The sequence below is a fragment of the Paenibacillus sp. NPDC058071 genome, from assembly GCF_042885235.1.
GTDB lineage: Bacteria > Bacillota > Bacilli > Paenibacillales > Paenibacillaceae > Pristimantibacillus.
Genome location: NZ_JBHVSK010000001.1, coordinates 131,197 through 151,434, shown reverse-complemented (window position 1 = coordinate 151,434; position 20,238 = coordinate 131,197). Strand labels below are relative to the sequence as shown.

Genomic DNA, 20,238 nt, shown 5'->3' with positions numbered 1-20,238 from the left:
CATACGACATGCTAATGTGTAAAGGAGTCTCACGATATATGAAGCAGCAGCTTTTTTTCGATCTTGACGATACGTTAATTCATTGTAATAAATATTTTAATTTGGTCATCGATCAATTCGTGGACGCCGTGACGACTTGGTTTGCCAGTTATCCAGATGTTACTGCCGAGGCGGTTCGAAGCAAGCAAATTGAGATCGACATCGCTGGAGTCGCAGTGTTGGGATTCAAAAGCGAGCACTTTCCGCAGTCGTTCGTCGATACGTATAACTATTTTAGCGACGTCCACGGCCGGAACCGATCCGCCAAGGAGCAGGATATGCTGTGGAAGCTAGGTCTCGGGGTCTACGAGCACGAAACTGAGCCTTATCCGCACATGGAGCAAACGCTCGATAAGCTGGCGTCGGAAGGCCATACGCTCCATTTGTACACCGGCGGAGAGATAGCGATACAACGGCGAAAAATCGAATCGATGCAGCTAGAGCGCTACTTCGGATCACGAATATTTATTCGCCGTCACAAAAATGTGGAGGCGCTCGATCAAATTTTGTCCGAGGGCGGCTTCGAACGCAATAATACGTGGATGATCGGAAATTCCATCCGCACCGACGTCGTACCGGCGTTAACGGCAGGCATTCACGCCATTCATATGCGTGCAGATACGGAATGGTTATACAACGTTGTACAGATCGACGTAGAGCCGAAAGGCGCTTTCCTGACGTTGGACAAGCTTGCCGACATTCCTCCGGCTATCGGTCAATACTTGAATAAATAATGATAACTGTGACATATAAAAGAAGGCCGCTGCCCGACGCCAAGTGCGTATCGGAAACGGCCTTCTTCTATTTTATAAAGTTAACCGGCTCAAAACCGAAATCAATGCTTGATTCTAAATGAAGGAAGCGCTGCGGATCAAAGGGTTTTCCAATTTTCAGTCAAGCTCTGATTTTATGTTTGATCCAGTTAACATCATTAACCTCATTAATTATTATATGCATTAATTAATATGGTTCTCACGTCCGCATTTCCAAAGTGCCTGAACTGCGATCAACCATTACCAATTTGCCTTTGACGGAGCTTCCGTCGGAGCGCTTGAACGTCAATGTGCTCGTCGCCCCTTTCTCCGCCAACGCTTTAACCATGGGTATAGAGATCGACTTCCCCTGCTGCTCTTTCCAAATAACGAATTTGCAGCCTTCGCGGAAGGCAGAACAGCCATAACCGCGTTTGCCTTCAATTATCGTGCCGCTGCATCCTGGACGCGGGCAAGGGACAATTGGTTGTAGGTATGGCGCAACGGTGGACACGCCAGAAGCAGGCGCTGACGCTGTATTCCGAAAAGCCGGCGCCTTGTTTCCCGAAGCGGCGCTCGTGGCTTCCACTTTCGCTCCGCGCTTAGCGGTCGTCCTAACACTCCCGCTCTGTCCGGCTGCGGTTGCTTTACCGCTTCTCGTTCCGGATTTTCGTCCGGAGGCCGGACGCTCGCGTTCCTCGAACGTTCCCGGTGCGGCTGGACGCTGCTGCCTCACCTTATCGACAACCATTTCGGCGAATTGCTTCACTTTGGCGATAAACTGCTCGTCCGAAGCTTCACCGCGCGAAATCTGATGAAGCCGCTGCTCCCACCTGCCAGTCATTTCTGGAGATGCAAGCAGCTCGACGCCTGCACTGCGAATCAAATCAATGGCCGCGCTGCCCTTTGAAGTAATTTCGAGCTTTTTACCGGACAATGCGATATAGCCGACATGCTTCAGCCGTTCGATCGTAGCTGCTCTGGTCGCCGGCGTGCCAAGCCCGCTGTCCTTCATCGCTTCCCTCAGCTCGTCGTCCTCCATCGATTTGCCGGCGCCTTCCATCGCTTTCAGCAGCGTCCCTTCCGTATAAGGCTTGGGAGGCTGTGTCGTTTTTTCCTGTGCCTCGACGTTTTTGCTCCTTACCTGCCCCTTCGGGTCGAGCCTAAACGGCTGATCGAGCTCGATCTCCTCGTCATCGCCCGCATCGTCTCCGCCTTTGCGCTTGCCTTTGCGAGCGGACGGGGCCGCATCCTGTTGAAGCACAACCTTCCAGCCCTGGTCCAGCTGTTCTTTTGCTTTCGACCGGAACGTTTCCCCCTCGACCTCGGTCAAGACAACATGATTGTTATAAACGGCCGGAGGATAGTAATGGGACAAGAAACGGCGAACGATCATGTCGTACACATTCTTCTCTTCCGCACTCAGCCCTCCGGCTTTCTTTGGCGTCGGCATAATCGCATGGTGATCCTCGACCTTAGACGGATTGCATACGGCTCTGTTGCCTTTATGCACCCTGCCGCGATCCGCTCCTGCAGCGAGCTCTCCGTAACTATCCGTGCCTTGCAGCATCGTAAGCACTTTCTGCATAACGGGCAGATTTTCTTCCGTTACATAGTTGGAGTTCGTACGCGGATACGTAATCACCTTATGCTTCTCGTACAACGCTTGCGCGATATCGAGCGTCTTTTTCGCCGAATACCCGAACCTGCCGTTAGCCTCACGCTGCAACAGCGTCAAGTCGTATAGCTTGAACGGATATTCCTTCGACTCATTGACCCGATAGTCCTTGATGGCCCCCGGCTTATTCGTCGTTTTGGCAGCAAGCGCCTCGGCCTTTTCCTTATCGGTCAACCGATCTCCTTGCCATATGCCTGTATAGGTAAAGCCGCTCTGATCGAACACCGCCTTCACGATATAATACACATCGGACTGAAAGGCGGTAATTTCTTTGTGCCGATCGTAGAGCAGAGCCAGTACCGGCGTCTGAACCCGGCCTACCGACAGCAGCGCTTTGTGCTTGATCGTAAACGCGCGTGACGCATTCATCCCTATCAGCCAATCCGCTTCACTGCGAGCCCGAGCTGCTTTCGTAAGCGGTTCGTACTCTCCGTCGCTGCGCAGGTTGTCGAACCCTTTGCGAATCGTCTCCGGCGTCAAATCCGAAATCCAGAGCCGTTCTGTCGGCTGCGACAGCTTCAAATATTGTCGGATATAGTGAAAAATAAGCTGTCCCTCTCGCCCGGCGTCGCAAGCATTGACCAGTCGTCCGCAGCGCTTGGCGAGATCGCCGATCTGCTTCAACTGATCCTTCGTTCTCGGGTTGGGCCAAAGCTTGAACGTATCGGGAATGATCGGCAAATCGCGGTCATTCCACCTTTTATAACGTTCGTCGTACCGATCCGGCTCCGCTAGCGCAACCAAATGGCCGATCGCCCATGTAATGATATAGCGCTCACCTTCCAGGTAAGTCCGCCGATTGGCCGCTTTCGGCTCCACGACTGCCGCAATCGTGCGGCCCATATCCGGTTTTTCGGCAATTATTAACGTCTTCAATCCATCGCCTCTTTACTGAATGGTTCTTGCTTCTTGCCTATTTCTCCAAATGACTTATAATCGCGCCGAACAGACTACGAACGCCTTTCGACCAATTCGGATCTTCCGCATACTTGCGATTGATCCATACGATCGGATCGGTTCCTTCTGGACGGCCCTTACTCAAATTAACGATCGTCCGCGCCGCGATTTCCGCCGAATCGTGAATCGTCGTATTGTAATCTTCCCAGCTGTGAAACACGTTGAAAGGATTATTGACGATTTCTTTCGCCAGCTTGTTTGTCTTCGGGACGAAGCCCTGTTCTTGACCCGTAATCGCGAACAGCAATACGGGATGAATATCGAACGCTTTAGCGGCATCAATAATTGCATCCATATAAGGCTGTTCCGCCAGCATCGAATTTCGTCCTTCCAAGTAGGCGGCAAGCTTCTTCTTATCGATCTGTGTGTACCGCAGCTCCGTTGGAAGCCCGTCTATCGCTGACAAGCTCTGCGGAGCTTGTGCAATCGGCTCGTTTATTTCGCTCTCCGAAGGGGCGGCGGGCGCAGCCGGTGTGAGCCCATACAGCACAGCCGAGCCTGCTAAGAGCAAGAAGAGCAAGCCGTATACATAGGGCTTGACCGGCCGCTTCGCGGGCAGGTCGGCGGGACGCGAAGCAGACGGGCCTATCGGCATTGGGATCACATTGGCCATGACCGTCGCTGCCGTCTCCGCGACAGGCGGTGCTGCGGCCGCATTCGCTTTAAAGCGCTCCCATGACAGATTACTGTGAGGCCCGTCGATTGCCGACTCTGCCGCTTGCAATTCGGTTAACATCCGTTCAAAACGTTCCGGAGCGATCGCTATGCCGGCCCGGGCTTCCGCCCACCGCCGAAGTGGCTCGACAATCTCTGACGAGTCGACGTCGAGCGCCAAGCAAGCTTCGAATATATCGTCCGTTCGAACGGGCGTTTGCCGTTCGATGACCGATGCTCGAATAAGCGAAACGGCTACCCTCCGCTTCACCTCTTCGTCAAAGTCGGGCAATTGCTTATGAATAATACGGTTTACCGCATCTGCGACGATCTGCGCTTTTTTATCTTGCGGCATTTCCGCGAATTTGTGCTGCACATACCGGCGAATGTTACTGACATCCGAGGGCGAGAGCACATAAGCTTGTCCGGCTGGCATGAGGACCGCTCCTTTTGCGTTATCTCATCCCCGATTTTACCACAACTTTCCTCCTTATGGGGAGGTTAGATTCGCAATAGCGGACTGGATTTCAGCAGATTCGACGTATGCGCGTATTTGCTCTTTCTCAAACGCCGTAAACTGGTATTCGCAATCGACATCCTCATCCTGCGGCACGATTTGAGCAATTGCACCGCTCGTCGTACAAATGACCAGCCCGCTGAAATCGATCAGATCGTCCGGTAATGGTGTATCCGCCGACAGCTCGAAACGCAGCGTCAGATCGACCCACTGTCGGTCCCTTTTCTCAATGTGGCTTCGAATAGCAATAAATTTGAGCTCTGTGACGCGTTCAGATCCATATTTAATCATCGTTTTCCCTTCGTTCACTTCTTATTGTCTATTTGATATTCCTAACGACAACAAAAGCGCCCGAAGGCGCTTTTGTTGTAAGCACTATGCTGAGGGTATTGTCGGTTAAGGCAATTGTGACGCACCCATCAAATATTTGTCAACCTCACGAGCCGCTTCGCGGCCTTCATTAATCGCCCATACGACCAAGCTTTGTCCGCGACGCATATCGCCTGCGGCAAACACTTTCTCGACATTCGTCGTATACTTTCCGTATGCCGCTTTCACGTTCGTACGGCGGTCCTGCTCCAGACCGAATTGGTCAACCAGCGTGTTCTCCGGACCTTCGAAACCAACAGCGATCATCACTAGATCGGCTGGCCACACTTTTTCCGTACCTGGCAGCTCCGTATAAATTTTACGGCCGGTTTCATCAACCGTACGTTCGATTTGCACCGTATGCAGCTCTTTCAGCACGCCGTTCTCGCCGACGAATTTCTTCGTCAAAACGGAAAATGCGCGAGGGTCTTCACCGTACAAAGCTTTCGCTTCTTCATGGGCGTAATCGAGCGTGTATACGTTCGGGAATTGCGGCCAAGGGTTGTTCGCCTGATCGCGCTTCAGAGGCGCTTTGGCATGTGTACCGAATTGGGTAACCGATTTGCAGCCGTGACGGAGCGCCGTAGCAACGCAGTCGGTACCGGTGTCGCCGCCGCCGATCACAATGACATGCTTGTCTTTAGCGTTAATGTAATTACCGTCCTCCAGATTGGAGTCCAGGTAGCTTTTAATCGTCCCGTTCAAGTAATCCATCGCCTGATGAACGCCTTGCAAATCGCGGCCTTCGATATCGACCTCGCGAGCTTTCGTCGCGCCGCCGCAAAGGACGATCGCATCGAACTGCTCCTTCAATTCGTCACCCGTAATATCTTTGCCGATCTCCGTATTCGTAACGAATTCGACGCCTTCTTCCGCCAGTAAATCTACACGGCGTTGTACGACGTTCTTTTCCAGCTTCATCGTTGGAATACCGTATGTGAGCAAACCGCCGATACGATCAGCGCGTTCGTATACCGTTACCGTATGTCCAGCTTTGTTCAACTGAGCGGCAGTTGCCATACCTGCAGGTCCGGAGCCGACAACGGCTACCTTCTTGCCAGTGCGCATTTTCGGCGGCTGCGGAACAACCCAGCCTTCTTCGAAGCCGCGATCGATAATAGCTTGTTCAATCGTCTTAATTGTAACCGAATCGCCAATCAGGCCGACCGTGCAAGAGCCTTCGCACGGCGCCGGACATACACGTCCGGTAAATTCGGGGAAGTTATTCGTTTTGTGCAGACGGTCAAGCGCTTCGCGCCACAATCCGCGGTAAATCAAATTGTTCCATTCGGGAATAAGGTTGTTCACCGGGCAACCGGAAACAGTGCCGCCGATTTCTATTCCGGTATGGCAGTAAGGTGTTCCGCAATCCATGCAGCGGGCGCCTTGGGTACGCAATTGCTCATTCGACAAATGCTTATGAAATTCTTCCCAGTCCTTGATCCGTTCAATCGGATCGCGGTCGGCAGGTAGCTCGCGTTGATATTCCATAAATCCAGTTGGTGTAGACATGATTGCAATTTCCTCCATCCGTCATTCTCTTGGCCATGCCAGCCTTCTCTCTCATCCCTAAGAAAGCGTGCAGCGCCTTCTATCTCAACGCAAAACGTTATTCCCTCGCTATCCGAGAGCGATAACCGTTTGTGTTAGGAGGCCCCAACGGAATACGACACTATTCATATCCCATATTAGCATACCATTTTTAAAAATCCTATCATTTCATTCAGGTCAACGTATATGGATTATCCGTACAATCATTTGCACTAATTGAATAACGTTCGTAATATCAACCATTCTGTTCCGCGCGAGTAAACGTCTGGAAAGTGAAATTAAAAGCGTTGGCTTCGTCTTTGCTTACTTCCGTCGCTCCAGTCAGCACCCACTCGCCCTCCGGCAAGGATGGGAAATAGGCATCTCCCTCAGCCACCTTGACATCGACTTCCGTCAACAGCAGCTTGTCTGCATGCGGCAAAAATAAGGCGTAAACTTCAGCCCCGCCAATTATCATCAGCTCCCCTTCTCCTCCGAAACGCTGAGCCGCCTCCTCCACGGAATGTACGGTTTCGCAGCCTTCGAATACGGCGCCGATTTCTCTTGTCAGCACAACGTTTCTTCGATTCGGAAGCGGCTTGCTGCGCAGCGATTCGAACGTCTTCCGGCCCATCAGCACCGTTTTGCCGGTAGTCATTTGCTTGAAATAGGCCATTTCCGCCGGCAAGCGCCAAGGAAGCTTATTTCCGAATCCGATTGTCCGGTTGCGGTCCATTGCCGCGATCATTGTAATTGACATAAGCTGTTTTCCTGCTTTCTATACGGCTACCGGAGCCTTGATGGTCGGATGCGGATCGTAGCCTTCGACTGCGATATCGGCAACATCCACGTCGAAAATCGACGCAACGTCCTTACGGATATGCAGCGTCGGCAGCGAACGCGGCTCTCGTTCCAATTGCGATTCGATCTGATCCAGATGGTTCAAATAGATATGGGCGTCGCCCAACGTGTGAACGAAGTCGCCAACCTCAAGTCCGCACTCCTGTGCGATCAGATGCGTCAGCAGCGCGTAGCTGGCTATGTTGAACGGAATACCCAGGAAAATATCGCCGCTTCGCTGGTACAGCTGGCAGCTTAGCTTCCCTTCCGAAACGTAAAATTGGAACATGGTGTGGCAAGGCGGCAGCGCCATCGAGGGCACGTCCTCCGGGTTCCAGGCCGAGACGATCAACCGACGTGAATCCGGATTTTTCCGAATCGATTGAATCACTTCTTTGAGCTGATCGATGCTGTCGCCGCGAGTCGTTTGCCAGTCGCGCCATTGCTTGCCGTACACGTCGCCTAGCTCTCCATGTTCGCGGGCAAAAGCTTCATCCTCAAGCACTTGCTGCTTGAACGAATCCATCTGCTCCGTATACAGCTTATTAAACGCTTCATCGGTTTGCGAACGCAATCCGAAATTGGTCATATCAGGTCCCGAGTAGGCGTCGCTTTCCACCCAACGTTTAAACGCCCATTCGTTCCAAATATTATTGTTGTGCTGCAGCAGATAGCGGATATTCGTGTCGCCTTTAATAAACCAAAGCAGTTCGCTCAGGATCAGCCGGAAAGGAATTCTCTTCGTCGTCAGAAGAGGAAAGCCTTCCTGCAAGTTAAACCGCATCTGATAGCCGAACACCGACAACGTGCCAGTTCCCGTGCGATCCTCTTTCTTCGCGCCGTTCGCCAGCACATAGCGGAGCAGATTCAAATATTCGTTCTCGCTTGTCTCTATTTTCGTCGTCAAATTCAAACATAATCCCCCGCTCTCATGCAAAATCATCTTCATCTATCTTACCATTAACGCTGTAAAATGACTATCGCCGTCCGTCCGATTTCCGCTCCTCTATGCGCCTTCTCCGCTGCGCAAACCGGTCGGGCGCGCTTTCGAACAGCTTATATTCCTCTTCCGACTCCGGCACGAGATACGGGACCTCCGCCGGTTTGCCGTCCGCTCCCAATGCAACAAAGGTGAAAAAGGCAGTGACGTTAGTCGTGCGCAGGCCGCTGTATAAATTTTCCGACTGCACGACCACATATACCTCAAGCGAACTCCGGTGCGTCCAAGTGACGAAAGCCTCCACCTCAATCACCTCGCCAACCCGGATCGGCGCCAAAAAATCGAGACTGTCCGTTGAGGCCGTGACAACCTGCATTCTGGCATGGCGCATGGCGGCGATCGCTGCCGCTTTATCCATATATTCCATTACTTTTCCCCCGAACATCGTCTCATGATGATTGGTGTCGGTCGGAAAAACGATCTGTGTCATTATTGTTCTGGATTCCTTCGCCAGCTTGCCGTGTTCCATCGTCCGCATCCTTCCTTCAACGGTTATGCCGTTATTATATGCAAAAGGAGGCTCGCATGCCTAGCGGCTGCGATGCCTCCCTTGTCTTGCCTGTTTATATTGCCTCTAACCCGTACGGATGAAAAGCTTACTTCACTACCGTGTGGATCGGATGGCCGAGCGCCACTTCCGCAGCGTCCAGTACGATTTCGCCAAGCGTCGGATGCGCATGGATTGTAAGCGCGATATCTTCGAGCGTAGCGCCCATTTCGATCGCGAGGCCAAGCTCGGCGATCATGTTGGATGCTTCAATACCGATAATTTGCGCGCCAAGCACGAGGCCGCTATCTTTGTCCGCAACGAGCTTCACGAAGCCTTCGTTTGCGTTAAGCGACATAGCGCGTCCGTTGATTGCGAATGGGAATTTGCCCACTTTGACGTTGTGGCCTTTTTCCTTCGCTTCTTTCTCGGAGTAGCCCACGCTAGCGCATTCTGGATCGGAGAAACATACAGCAGGCACACATTTGTAGTCGATAACGCTAGGCAGGCCGGAAATAGCTTCTGCCGCTACGCGACCTTCGTACATGGCTTTGTGCGCAAGAGCCGGTCCAGCGATGATGTCGCCGATTGCATAGACATTCGGATTGCTTGTACGGCATTGTCCGTCTACTTCTACCAGACCGCGCTCGCTGACTTTAACGCCAGCCAACTCAAGGCCGAGGTCGCCGTCAGTGTTCGGGCGACGTCCAACGGTTACGAGCAAGTAGTCAGCCGTTACTTTTTCTTCTTTGTCGCCGACTTTGTACGTCAGCGTAACATCGTTGTCTGTTTGCTCGGCGCTTTGCGCCAGAGCTCCAGTTACGATTTCCGTGTTGGTGCCTTTCAGCTTCTTCGCAACGATCGAAGACATATCTTTGTCGAAGCCTGGCAGGATCGAATCGCCGCCCTCGATGACGGTCACTTTCGTGCCGAACTTCGAGTACATTTGGCCAAGCTCGATGCCGATGTAGCCGCCGCCGATAACGATCAGGCTCTTCGGAATTTCAGGCAGCGACAGCGCGCCAGTCGAAGAGATGATGCGTTTGCTGAAAGGGAATGCTTTCAGCTCAATCGGACGGGAACCCGTTGCGATGATGCAGTTTTTGAAACGGTAACGAGGCGCTTCTTGATCGTTGAATACGCGCGCTTCGTTCTCGTTAATGAACATAACCTCGCCGTTGAAATATTGCACTTTGTTCGCTTTGAGCAAAGAAGCAACGCCGCCGGTCAGTTTTTTAACGATGCCGTTTTTGAAATCTTGCACTTTATTCCAATCCACTTTCACGTCGCCAGCCGTAATGCCGAACGCCGATGCGTGGTTAATCGATTCGTATTGATGGGAAGCCGAAATCAGTGCTTTGGAAGGGATGCAGCCGACGTTCAAGCAAACGCCGCCAACGTTCTCTTTATCTACAACCAGCACGTTTTGTCCGAGCTGCGCCGCGCGAATTGCTGCGACATAACCGCCAGGACCTGCGCCGATGACTAATGTATCGATATCTAAAGAAGCGTCTCCTACTACCATGATTCGTTACACCTCCATGATGAATAGCTCTGGTTGACCCAGCAGCTGTTTGATATAATTCATGAAATTTTGAGCCGTTGCGCCGTCGATGAGACGGTGGTCGAAGCTGAGCGACAATGCCATAACCGGAGCGGCAACGATTTCGCCATCGCGCACGACCGGTTTTTCGGAAATGCGGCCTGTACCGAGAATCGCAACTTCAGGGAAGTTGATAACCGGCGTAAAGAACATGCCGCCTGCCGAACCGATGTTGGAGATCGAGATTGTGCTGCCTCTCATCTCGCTCGCAGTCAGCTTGCCGTCGCGTCCGCGAACCGCCAGATCGCGAATGGAATCAGCAACCATCCAGATGTTTTTGCGGTCGGCGTCATCGATAACTGGAACGATAAGTCCGTTATCGGTGTCCGTAGCAATACCGATGTTGTAGTATTTGTGGTACACGATTTCTTGATTCGCTTCGTCAAGCGTAGCGTTCATGATCGGGAACTGACGGCATGCAGCCACCAATGCCTTCACGATGAATGGCAGATAAGTGAGCTTCGCGCCCTTCTTCTCTGCATATGGTTTATATTTCGCACGCAGTGCAACCAACTCGGTAACGTCCACTTCGTCCATAATGGTAACGTGTGGAGCGGTATATACCGATTTGACCATTGCGTTCGCGATTGCTTTGCGAATGCCTTTGAACGGTACGCGCTCTTCCGGACGGTAAGGCGTTCCCGCTGCAACTGGCGCCGCACTGCTTGCTGCTGCTGGAGCTGCCGCTTGATCCGCAGCTGCTGGCGCTTCTGCTGCAACTACAGCTGGAGCTGCTGCTCCGCCATTTGTTACATCTTCACGTGTGATACGGCCGTTCTTACCTGTACCTGTAACTTGCGTCAGATCCACGCCTTGCTCGCGCGCGAATTTGCGCACGCTTGGCGTTGCAAGCACTGGGCCGCCGGATACTGGCGCCACAGCCGCTGCTGCAGGTGCAACCGGCGCAGCTGCCGCTGGAGGAGCCGCTTGAACAGGCGCCGCAGCTGGAGCTGGAGCCGCAGCTGCCGGAGCTTCTGCCGCTGGAGCTACTTGCTCAGGCAATTCGCCTTCAGCATCGATGATTGCGACGATTTCGCCGATGTGGCAAACTTGACCGTCTTTCACCAATACTTCTTGTACCGTTCCGTTTACCGGACATGGCACTTCGACAACCGCTTTATCGTTTTGCACTTCCATAATAATATCGTCATCCGTTACCTTATCGCCTGGCTTGATGTGCACTTTAATAATTTCGCCTTCGTGCAAGCCTTCGCCCAGCTCTGGAAACCGGTATTCAAATTTCGCCATTGGAGTACCTCCTTTTCCCAACAATAATTAGAAGTTAATTACTTTATTGACAGCGTCGACAATACGAGCTGGCGTAGGAAGCCATTGATCCTCGATTTGTGCGAACGGATATATAGTATCTGGACCGGCTACCCGAAGAACAGGAGCTTCCAGGTGCAAAATCGCTTTTTCGTTGATTTGCGCAATTACTTCGGCTGCAATACCGGATGTTTTTTGCGCTTCTTGCACGACGATCGCACGGTTCGTTTTTTGAATGGACGCGACAATCGTGTCGATATCGAGAGGCACAAGCGAGCGAAGATCGATGACTTCTGCATTGATGCCTTGTGCAGCCAGTTCATCCGCCGCTTTCACAGCTGTATGAACCATCATGCCGTAAGCGATAATCGTTACGTCGCTGCCCTCGCGGACAACGTTTGCTTTGCCAATCTCAACTGTGTATTCGCCTTCCGGCACTTCGGCGCGGAATGCGCGGTACAAGTTCAAATGCTCCATGAAGAAAACAGGGTCATTGTCGCGAATTGCCGCGATCATCAAACCTTTTGCATCGTATGGATTGGATGGAATAACAACTTTGATGCCCGGCGTTTGTACCGCCAAGCCTTCCAAAGAATCAGTATGCAATTCAGCCGCTTTTACACCGCCGCCGAAAGGCGTACGGAATACGATCGGGGAATTGTAGCGTCCGCCCGAACGATAGCGCATGCGCGCCGCTTGAATAAACATTTGGTCCATCGCTTCGTAGATGAAGCCTACGAATTGAATCTCGGCAACGGGACGGAAACCTTGCAGACCCATTCCTACCGCCAAGCCGCCAATCGCCGATTCGGCAAGAGGTGTATCGAATACGCGATCTTCGCTGAATTCCTGCTGCAGCCCTTCCGTTACGCGGAATACACCGCCGACCTTACCTACGTCCTCACCGAAGACGAGTACGTTTTCGTCACGTTTAAGCTCCACGCGCAATCCGTCGCGGATCGCTTCCAACATATTCATTTGAGCCATTTCGTCAGATCCTCCCTCATTTTTGCTTCCGCAAATCATCAGCCTATCTTATTGAAAGTCAGCTTTTTGCTCTTCCAAGTATTTCGGAGTCGTTTCGAACATCGAATCGATCAAGCCGCTTACGGACATTTTTTCCGTTGCTTCTGCTTTCTTAATGTTCTCATTAACGGCAGCTTTCGCTTCTTCCTTCACGCGAGCCGTATCTTCTTCCGACCAGAGGCCTTTTTTCTCCAAGAATTTGCCAAAGCGAATGAGTGGATCCTTGAGGCTCCATTCCGCTTCTTCTTCTTTCGTCCGGTATTTCGTCGTGTCATCGGACATCGAATGCGGACGGAAACGGTAAGTCAGCAGCTCAAGCAGCGTCGCGCCTTCGCCGTTGCGACCGCGTTCGGCAGCTTCCGAAACCGCTTTGATGACAGCAAGTACGTCCATACCGTCGACTTGTACGCCAGTGATGCCTGCTGCAACTGATTTGTGCGCAACAGAAAGCGCAGCTGTTTGTTTTTCGTAAGGAGTTGTAATGGCAAAACGGTTGTTTTGCACCACGAAAATTGCTGGCAGTTTGAATACGCCGGCAAAGTTAAGCGCTTCGTAGAAATCGCCTTCCGATGAACCGCCGTCGCCTGTATAAGCGATCGCTACGCGCTTCTCATTGCGTTTCTTGAACGCCATCGCCACGCCTGCTGCATGCAGCACTTGCGCGCCGATGATGATTTGTGGCATCAGGACATGCACGTCTTGCGGAATTTGTCCGCCGTGCTGATGACCGCGGGAATAAAGGAAAGCTTGGTGCAGCGGCAAGCCATGCCATACCAGCTGCGGCATATCGCGATAGCCCGGGCAAATAAAGTCGTCTTTGTTCAGCGCGTATTCGCTGCCGATCATCGAAGCTTCTTGGCCGGATACTGGTGCATAAAATCCAAGGCGTCCTTGACGGCCGAGGTTAACAGCGCGCTCGTCCCAAGTGCGCGTAAATACCATACGGTACATAACTTCTTTCAATTGATCATCTGTAAGCTCCGGCATATATTCCGGGTTGACAACGTCTCCGTCGAGCGACAATACGGATAGCGGTTTTACAGGTTCCGTTTGAACTTCATAGGGCAGTTTGCTTAGCAATTTGCTCATTTTGAACGCTCACCTCAATCATTAATATTTGAATATTACTGTACTCTGTTATAGAATTATTATAAACCTGTTTACCGAAAATGGTCAAAGCAAAAAACAAAAAAACCGCTGTTTTTTCGCTTATACAACCGATTATATTAAGAAATTGTATATGTAACAGATTATATTTTTCTGTATAACAGCGTAGTACAACTCCATCATTTTCCTAGTCATGGCGCATAAATGTAAGCGTAAAGCAAACATTATGTCTGACTGCCGCTCATTTCGGGGCGCTTCTGCACTCCTACATGCCGCTGGCAAGTAAACAGGCTTTCGATGCGCAACTATGACATCGGGGCCAATCACCCTTCACCTTACTATTGTTTACCCACAAGTTGACTAATCCATTCAAATAGACAGGAGAACCGAAATGACAGACGAACGTTATTTAAAAAGAACAGTGGTCAAGGAAGTCGTTCCTAGCCGCTACTTGCCGGAGGGACAGCGCAATCTTCGCGTTTATTTGCCTCCAGGCTACAACGAAATATTGACTTACCCTGTCGTTTATTGCCAAGACGGAGAAGATTTTTTCAATTTCGGCCGTATTGCTACGACAGCCAACCGACTCATTTTGGATGAAGGGGCTGAGCCCTTTATTATCGTCGGCGTCGATGTCGACAAATCACAGCGCACCTCGGAATATTCACCGGACGGCGAGCGGCATTACAACTACATCCGTTTTTTTGCGGAAGAAATGCTTCCTTATATAGAAGAAAAATATCCGGTTCGCCGCGAGCCTGCGGAACGCTTATTGGCCGGGGACTCGCTCGGAGGCACCGTCTCCTTCCATCTGGCGCTGAATTATCCTGCACTGTTCACGAGAGTAATGTCGCTTTCTGGCGCTTATTATGATCGTTCCCGCGATATAATGGCGTCGCAGACCGATTTAAGCTGGCTTGAGCTTTATATGATCGTCGGCTTGCAGGAAACCGCTTATGAGACGGAAACAGGACCAATGAACTTTGTCGACATTAACCGCCATGCCCGGGAGCTGCTCAAGCAGCGCGGTGCGCGGTTCTCCTATAAAGAATTGAATGGTCAGCATCAATGGGGCTTTTGGCAGAAGGAGCTGCCTGAAGCGCTCCTTTACTTTCTAGGTCAGTAACGGCTGTTAGGCCCGCCAATGATGAAGCATTCTATCATCGGCGGGCCTTTTGTTTGGAGTCATTGGATTAAACCGCCGTCCTTTAGGGAAGCCTAATTCCGATGAGGTTATGCGGCAAGGCCGATCATGGAACGCATCGCCTGCTAGACTGCCTCCACCATCTGAGATACAGGAGGATTTGCAACATGCGCAACAATTATCGCTTGTTCGCGATCATGGCGGCTGTCGCCATTATGATTATGCTGACCGCATGCGGCGGCGGCAACAAAGCCAACAACGGCGGAACGAATAACGGGGGCGGTAACGCCGGCGCACCAGCCGGAGGTACTAAAGACATCACGATCAAAGCCGAGAACTGGAAGTTCAATCCGAAAGAAATTAAAGTGAACGTCGGCGATACCATCAACTTGAAAATGGAAAACGTCAGCGGCAACCACGGCATTGAAATTCCCGATCTGAACGTAAATTTGAAGAGCGGCGAAACCAAATCGTTTACCGTAGACAAAGCGGGCAGCTATGCTTTCCACTGTTCGATTCAGTGCGGTTCCGGCCATAACGATATGGTCGGCACTCTCGTCGTTTCTTAAGGTAGTTAAAACAAAACCGGTTCGCGATAGCGCGGACCGGTTTTGTTTTTTAGATGGAATGCTGGTCTCGTTCCACACGCTAGCGGGCGCTTAAGGCAGTAGCTCCTACTCTATGCTCGACGTGGGCCAAGTAACTGGCTCTTACTTTTACTCGTTACACCTGACCATACCACGCCGTTCGTCGTTTGCGCCAACTCACGGAGGAATAAATGCAAAAACGCAGTTATTTCCTCGATTCACGCCCCCCATTGCCCAATAACGTCCTTTTTGCAGTTATTTCCTGGCTTAAACCGTCGGTTGAGTCTATATAAAGAAAAATAACTGCCAAAAGGCAGTTATTCCCACATTCTAGGTTAATTCCAGGCCAAATAACTGCGGAAAGGCATTTATTTAGCCGCACAATATGATAAGGTAACTCGCAAAGGAAGCGGAGCCGAGGCAGCCAGCTAACTAACAAGATGCAAGGGAACAAGTCTAGCCACCCTGCTCTGCCCCTGCCAGCGATTCGAGATTAGTTACTTCCTTTCAACGCGCTGCGAACCTGTTCCAGCAGTCTGTCGCACCCTTCGTCCACCAGTTCATAAACATAGTCGAAGTTACCAGTGTAATAAGGGTCCGGCACATCGACGATACCCTTTTCCGGCAGCAATGACATGAAAGTGAGCACTTCCGCGCCTCTGCCCTTATCCGCACCGGACACAGCGCCGTCAATCAACTCTCGTACGTCCTTCTCGTTCTTGGTATCCATGCAAACGATGTAATCAAACTGATCGTTATCTTGTCCGATAAATTGCCGGGCCTTCATCCCGGCATAGGATATGCCTTTCAAGTCAAGCTGCTTGCGGGTGCCTTCATGCGGAGGATGGCCGATATGCCAATCGCCCGTTCCCGCCGAATCCACTTCAACGATTCCATCCAAACCCGCCTGCTGCAGCTTGCTGCGGAAGACAGCTTCCGCCATCGGCGACCGGCAAATGTTGCCTAAGCAAACAAATAAAACCCGAACATTCGACATTATACCGTTTCCCCTTTCTTCTGGATAATTTTTTGTTTGAGCGAGCGTCTAGGAAGCTTCCATTTATAGTGAACGGAGAGCATACGCAGCGTAATAATAATGACGAAAAGAAATAGAAGATGAATGGTGGAATGAAACCAGCCTTGCGCGATGACGAGACCGGCAAGCATAGCCCAAACCGCATAAATTTCATCTCGCAGCACCAGCGGCTTTCTGCCCGCCAGCACGTCGCGGATAATTCCTCCGCCAATCCCTGTAAGCATGGCCGCCACAAGCACCGCGCTTGTCGGATGCTTCATTTCGGTCGCATACAACGCGCCTTGAATCGCGAAGGCGGCAAGTCCGATTGCGTCGAAAAAAGCTTCGCTTTTCCGCCATGTTACGATCCACCTGGACGGTAAAATAAAGGCAATCAGCATCGCAATCAGCGCGATTTTAAATAGATGCCCTTGATTCCACAACGTCGTAACCGGAATACCGATCAATAAATTGCGGATGACGCCCCCGCCGAATGCCGTCACAAGACCGAGCACGAATACGCCCAAAATGTCGTATTCCTCTTCCATCGCCACAACCGCGCCGCTGACTGCGAAAGCGACTGTGCCGATAATGCTGAATACGGCAAAAATATCAATATCCAACCGTTCCTCCTCCGCTTCCGTTCCGATCCCGCTATCCGGGCATTAATTCTGTCCTTTCCCATTTTATCCGCGGACACCCTGTTACGCAATGAGAATTTTCACGAAAATCCGGCATATTTCGGTTAAAAGCTGGTTTTTGTTCGGTATTTGGCAGTATACTGTTCAACAGCGACTAACCTTGCAACCGCTCGAAAGGGGCTAATATTCATGACTAACCGAGTCGTTATATTTACAGGAGGCAGCCTCGACGACTGGGCTCTTGCCCATATCCGCCCGGATGACAAGCTGATAGGTGCGGACAGGGGCGCATCATTTTTGATCGAACACGGCCTAATCACAGATCTCGCTATCGGCGATTTCGATTCCGTAACACCTCAGCAAATGGAGCAAATCCGACAAATAAGCCGGGAAACGCTTGATTGCGACCCGATTGACAAAAATTACACGGATACAGAGCTGGCTTTTCACCATGCACTGGAGCTTCGCCCGGATGAAATTGTGCTGATTGGCGCGCTCGGAAGCCGCTTCGACCATACGCTCGCCAATGTCCAACTGTTGGCCTTGGCAGTAGAGCACAACATTCCGGCATACATTTTCGATGAACATAATGCCATTCAGTTGGCGGTAGGGCCAGCCGCAGTGACGGTCGAGAAAAAAGACTATTCGCATATGTCGCTGCTTCCCTTCTCATCGCGTGTAACCGGCATCTACTTGCACGGCTTTCAATATCCGCTTAACGACGCCACGCTGCAGACCGGCCAATCGCTCGGTATAAGCAACGTTATTGCCGAACAAACCGGCATCGTCGAATGGCGCGAAGGTCAGCTTCTCATTATTCGCAGCAAGGATTAACCGACAAGAGCCGCTTCGGCGGCTCTTGTCATAACTCCCTCTTGCGGGCGTTGTTGTATTTTAGCGAAGTATTTTTAGCGAAGTAAGTACTCATCGTACTTCCTCAGTGTTGGATCATCCTGCATCCCACTTCGACCAAAACCAGCATCCTCGCCTCTCTACTCCTCTGGGTTCATTTCGATCTGCAGCCCTTCTATATGCTTGCGGCTCATCAGCTTGCGTATTTTTCGATTTCCCTTCGTATCGAAAACAATGTCCATATCGTAATCCTCGCCCGGATACAGCTTCTCCTTCGCAATGTACGGCTTGAGGCGCTTTCGATTAAACTTCAGCTTTTCTCCTTTTACCTGTACAATCACTTCGCCCCGCTCGTTTGCCGGCCTGAATACGATGCCGTGTCTGCGCAGCGGATAAATCCAAACCGCATCGCCTTGACGGAATTCGCTGACGGCCGGCTTCGTTTGCTGGGGATTTGACCTAACGGATGCTTCAGTCACCTTCGTCTCGTATACGACCTCTATATCGCTTATAGCATTATCGAGGATATGCGGTGGTACTCGTGTCGGATTAAGCAGCGATTCGGCTGGAATAGCGGGCGTCCTCTCCTGCACAAGCAGCTTAGCTCGTTCAAGCACCTTCTCCGGAAGTCCGATGCGGCTAGCAATTGCAAAAGCTTGACTTTCACCAGCAGCTCCCACTTCCAGCCTGTACAGCGGCTTTAGCGTAACCGGATCAAAAGCCATGCGAGCGTTCATGCAACCCGGAGCAGTTGAAGCAAATGTTTTGATCTCGTTGAAATGTGTCGTAGCCGCTACGAGGGATCGACGCGCCAGCAGTTCTTCGAGTACTGCAATTGACAAAGCAATCCCTTCACCTGGATCGGTTCCGGCTGCCATCTCGTCCAGCAGGAGAAGCGAGCGGTCGTTCGCTTTTTCCAGCATTTCCTTCAGTATGGTCAAATGCGAGGAGAAGGTGCTGAGCGATTGCTCCATGCTCTGTCCATCTCCTACATCGGCCAATACTTCCGTGAAAATCCCGAATCGGCTTCCCTCCTCTGCTGGCGGCAGCAGGCCAGATTGCACGAGCAGCGTCAACAAACCTATTGTTTTCAGAGCCACTGTTTTACCGCCCGTATTTGGCCCCGTTATAATGAGTTGTTTCCAGCGCAATCCAAGCTCGACGGTCAAAGGCTCACTCTCGTTTCCGAGCAATGGATGGCGGGCCTGAATAAGCCGAACGACCGGTTCATCGGTCAAAACCGCTTTTTGTCCGCCGTAAGACCTGGAAAGCTTGCCTTTCGCCATAATAAAATCCAATACCGCCATCGCTTCCGAATTGCCGCGAAGCTGTGCGGCGTTCTCATCCGCCAGATCGGATAATCCGGACAAAATAACGGTTCGCTCGCGTTCCTCGTCTGCCTTCCATTGCCGAAGCTCCTCTTGCAGCCCTGCTACATCGATCGGTTCGATGAATAGCGTCTGTCCGCTGGCCGATTCATCCCATACCGTTCCCGGCACCTGCTTGCGCAGCTCCCTTTTGACTGCGATAACGGAATGTCCTCTTCGTTTGCTGACGATCGGCTCCTGCAGCGCCGACTTGTATTTCGATAACGAAGCCTCGAGTTTGCGTTCAATTCGATCCTCCATCAACGCGATTTGACGTCGGATCGCCGCCATATTGGCGCTTGCCTGATCGGTAACGGCTCCGAAACGAATACATCGATCCAGTTCTTGACGAAACTGCGGCAAGTCATACATCGAATCGGCATAACCGGCAATCGTCGGCGTCAACTGACGCTTGCTGTCCATATATCGTTTCAATTGGCCGACCGAAACGAGCCACTTGAGCAGCAGCTCCAGCTCTTGCTCCGCATAAATCTTGCCTTTGCCCAGCAGCATAAGCAGCGCGTCTATGCCCTCCATAGCGGACAGCGGTACGCTCGCTCCTGTTGCGAGCATGGCCGACGCTTCCTCGGTTTCTGTCAGCCAGGCAGCGATTTGATTGCGTACAACGCTTGGCGCAAGCCGCTCAGCCAACTCTTTTCCAGCAGGCGATACCGCATAGGATACAAGCTTCTCCTTCATTTTCCCGTATTCCAATCGATTCATAGATCGTTCATTCATATAAGATCGCTCCTTTGGCATATTCGAAATAGGCATAAAAAAAGAACGGGACGCATGCGCGCTCCCGTT

18 protein-coding genes are annotated in these 20,238 nt (G+C 51.6%); 4 read left to right on the top strand and 14 right to left on the bottom strand.

Annotated elements, in window-relative coordinates; genetic code table 11:
* The first annotated feature begins 38 nt into the window (after positions 1–38).
* Positions 39–773, top strand: coding sequence for an HAD family hydrolase (locus ACFVTB_RS00635; protein WP_387743632.1), 735 nt, complete (start codon positions 39–41; stop codon positions 771–773).
* Positions 774–1,011: 238 nt separating this feature from the next.
* Here the strand turns inward: ACFVTB_RS00635 and ACFVTB_RS00630 are convergent, their stop codons facing one another.
* The 11 genes from ACFVTB_RS00630 to pdhA form a co-directional block, all read right to left on the bottom strand.
* Positions 1,012–3,345, bottom strand: coding sequence for a type IA DNA topoisomerase (locus tag ACFVTB_RS00630; RefSeq protein WP_387743629.1), 2,334 nt, complete (start codon positions 3,343–3,345; stop codon positions 1,012–1,014).
* Positions 3,346–3,382: 37 nt separating this feature from the next.
* Positions 3,383–4,516, bottom strand: coding sequence for a hypothetical protein (locus ACFVTB_RS00625; RefSeq protein ID WP_387743626.1), 1,134 nt, complete (start codon positions 4,514–4,516; stop codon positions 3,383–3,385).
* Positions 4,517–4,570: 54 nt separating this feature from the next.
* Positions 4,571–4,888, bottom strand: coding sequence for a hypothetical protein (locus ACFVTB_RS00620; RefSeq protein WP_387743623.1), 318 nt, complete (start codon positions 4,886–4,888; stop codon positions 4,571–4,573).
* A gap of 105 nt (positions 4,889–4,993) precedes the next feature.
* On the bottom strand, positions 4,994–6,478 hold the full coding sequence (locus tag ACFVTB_RS00615; protein WP_387743620.1) for a glutamate synthase subunit beta: 1,485 nt from the start codon (positions 6,476–6,478) through the stop codon (positions 4,994–4,996).
* A 274-nt stretch (positions 6,479–6,752) separates the two neighbouring features.
* The gene (locus tag ACFVTB_RS00610; RefSeq protein ID WP_387743617.1) at positions 6,753–7,256 is read right to left on the bottom strand and encodes a dihydrofolate reductase; all 504 of its coding nucleotides are present in this window, start codon (positions 7,254–7,256) and stop codon (positions 6,753–6,755) included.
* Between the two features lie 18 nt (positions 7,257–7,274).
* Positions 7,275–8,231 (bottom strand): thymidylate synthase, encoded by a 957-nt coding sequence (locus ACFVTB_RS00605; protein ID WP_387744874.1) that lies wholly within the window; start codon positions 8,229–8,231, stop codon positions 7,275–7,277.
* Positions 8,232–8,313: 82 nt separating this feature from the next.
* Entirely contained in the window at positions 8,314–8,805 is a 492-nt protein-coding gene (locus ACFVTB_RS00600) for an acyl-CoA thioesterase (RefSeq protein ID WP_387743614.1), read from the bottom strand.
* A gap of 127 nt (positions 8,806–8,932) precedes the next feature.
* Positions 8,933–10,348 carry a dihydrolipoyl dehydrogenase gene (gene lpdA / locus ACFVTB_RS00595; RefSeq protein ID WP_387743611.1) on the bottom strand — a complete coding sequence of 472 codons (1,416 nt, stop codon included), beginning with the start codon at positions 10,346–10,348 and terminating at the stop codon, positions 8,933–8,935.
* A 6-nt stretch (positions 10,349–10,354) separates the two neighbouring features.
* A complete protein-coding gene (locus ACFVTB_RS00590) occupies positions 10,355–11,674 on the bottom strand; it encodes a dihydrolipoamide acetyltransferase family protein (protein WP_387743608.1) in 1,320 nt (439 codons plus the stop codon).
* Between the two features lie 27 nt (positions 11,675–11,701).
* Entirely contained in the window at positions 11,702–12,679 is a 978-nt protein-coding gene (locus ACFVTB_RS00585) for an alpha-ketoacid dehydrogenase subunit beta (protein WP_387743605.1), read from the bottom strand.
* A 48-nt stretch (positions 12,680–12,727) separates the two neighbouring features.
* The gene (gene pdhA, locus ACFVTB_RS00580) at positions 12,728–13,807 is read right to left on the bottom strand and encodes a pyruvate dehydrogenase (acetyl-transferring) E1 component subunit alpha (RefSeq protein ID WP_387743602.1); all 1,080 of its coding nucleotides are present in this window, start codon (positions 13,805–13,807) and stop codon (positions 12,728–12,730) included.
* 409 nt (positions 13,808–14,216) lie between these two features.
* Here pdhA and ACFVTB_RS00575 point away from each other — a divergent pair, with 409 nt between their 5' ends.
* Both ACFVTB_RS00575 and ACFVTB_RS00570 read left to right on the top strand, forming a co-directional pair.
* A complete protein-coding gene (locus tag ACFVTB_RS00575; protein ID WP_387743599.1) occupies positions 14,217–14,951 on the top strand; it encodes an alpha/beta hydrolase in 735 nt (244 codons plus the stop codon).
* A gap of 185 nt (positions 14,952–15,136) precedes the next feature.
* A complete protein-coding gene (locus tag ACFVTB_RS00570) occupies positions 15,137–15,538 on the top strand; it encodes a cupredoxin domain-containing protein (protein ID WP_387743596.1) in 402 nt (133 codons plus the stop codon).
* 511 nt (positions 15,539–16,049) lie between these two features.
* Here ACFVTB_RS00570 and ACFVTB_RS00565 read toward each other — a convergent pair.
* Positions 16,050–16,553, bottom strand: a complete 504-nt coding sequence (locus tag ACFVTB_RS00565; protein ID WP_387743593.1) for a low molecular weight protein-tyrosine-phosphatase — start codon at positions 16,551–16,553, stop codon at positions 16,050–16,052.
* Positions 16,553–17,188: a trimeric intracellular cation channel family protein gene (locus tag ACFVTB_RS00560; protein ID WP_387744872.1), complete on the bottom strand. Its 636-nt coding sequence runs from the start codon at positions 17,186–17,188 to the stop codon at positions 16,553–16,555. The genes ACFVTB_RS00565 and ACFVTB_RS00560 overlap by 1 nt, the downstream gene beginning before the upstream one ends.
* Positions 17,189–17,401: 213 nt before the next feature.
* Here ACFVTB_RS00560 and ACFVTB_RS00555 point away from each other — a divergent pair, with 213 nt between their 5' ends.
* Entirely contained in the window at positions 17,402–18,046 is a 645-nt protein-coding gene (locus tag ACFVTB_RS00555; RefSeq protein ID WP_387743590.1) for a thiamine diphosphokinase, read from the top strand.
* A gap of 158 nt (positions 18,047–18,204) precedes the next feature.
* Here ACFVTB_RS00555 and ACFVTB_RS00550 read toward each other — a convergent pair whose 3' ends face one another.
* Positions 18,205–20,169, bottom strand: a complete 1,965-nt coding sequence (locus tag ACFVTB_RS00550; protein WP_387743587.1) for an endonuclease MutS2 — start codon at positions 20,167–20,169, stop codon at positions 18,205–18,207.
* Positions 20,170–20,238: the final 69 nt, after the last annotated feature.

What these genes read in the sequence shown, in the direction of transcription:
- pdhA (WP_387743602.1), bottom strand. Translation starts at nt 13,807, where the DNA reads ATGAGCAAATTGCTAAGCAAACTGCCCTATGAAGTTCAAACGGAACCT.
- ACFVTB_RS00590 (WP_387743608.1), bottom strand. Translation starts at nt 11,674, where the DNA reads ATGGCGAAATTTGAATACCGGTTTCCAGAGCTGGGCGAAGGCTTGCAC.
- ACFVTB_RS00555 (WP_387743590.1), top strand. Translation starts at nt 17,402, where the DNA reads ATGACTAACCGAGTCGTTATATTTACAGGAGGCAGCCTCGACGACTGG.
- ACFVTB_RS00615 (WP_387743620.1), bottom strand. Translation starts at nt 6,478, where the DNA reads ATGTCTACACCAACTGGATTTATGGAATATCAACGCGAGCTACCTGCC.
- ACFVTB_RS00610 (WP_387743617.1), bottom strand. Translation starts at nt 7,256, where the DNA reads ATGTCAATTACAATGATCGCGGCAATGGACCGCAACCGGACAATCGGA.
- lpdA (WP_387743611.1), bottom strand. Translation starts at nt 10,348, where the DNA reads ATGGTAGTAGGAGACGCTTCTTTAGATATCGATACATTAGTCATCGGC.
- ACFVTB_RS00565 (WP_387743593.1), bottom strand. Translation starts at nt 16,553, where the DNA reads ATGTCGAATGTTCGGGTTTTATTTGTTTGCTTAGGCAACATTTGCCGG.
- ACFVTB_RS00635 (WP_387743632.1), top strand. Translation starts at nt 39, where the DNA reads ATGAAGCAGCAGCTTTTTTTCGATCTTGACGATACGTTAATTCATTGT.
- ACFVTB_RS00585 (WP_387743605.1), bottom strand. Translation starts at nt 12,679, where the DNA reads ATGGCTCAAATGAATATGTTGGAAGCGATCCGCGACGGATTGCGCGTG.
- ACFVTB_RS00600 (WP_387743614.1), bottom strand. Translation starts at nt 8,805, where the DNA reads ATGGAACACGGCAAGCTGGCGAAGGAATCCAGAACAATAATGACACAG.
- ACFVTB_RS00625 (WP_387743626.1), bottom strand. Translation starts at nt 4,516, where the DNA reads ATGCCAGCCGGACAAGCTTATGTGCTCTCGCCCTCGGATGTCAGTAAC.
- ACFVTB_RS00550 (WP_387743587.1), bottom strand. Translation starts at nt 20,169, where the DNA reads ATGAATGAACGATCTATGAATCGATTGGAATACGGGAAAATGAAGGAG.
- ACFVTB_RS00620 (WP_387743623.1), bottom strand. Translation starts at nt 4,888, where the DNA reads ATGATTAAATATGGATCTGAACGCGTCACAGAGCTCAAATTTATTGCT.
- ACFVTB_RS00575 (WP_387743599.1), top strand. Translation starts at nt 14,217, where the DNA reads ATGACAGACGAACGTTATTTAAAAAGAACAGTGGTCAAGGAAGTCGTT.
- ACFVTB_RS00570 (WP_387743596.1), top strand. Translation starts at nt 15,137, where the DNA reads ATGCGCAACAATTATCGCTTGTTCGCGATCATGGCGGCTGTCGCCATT.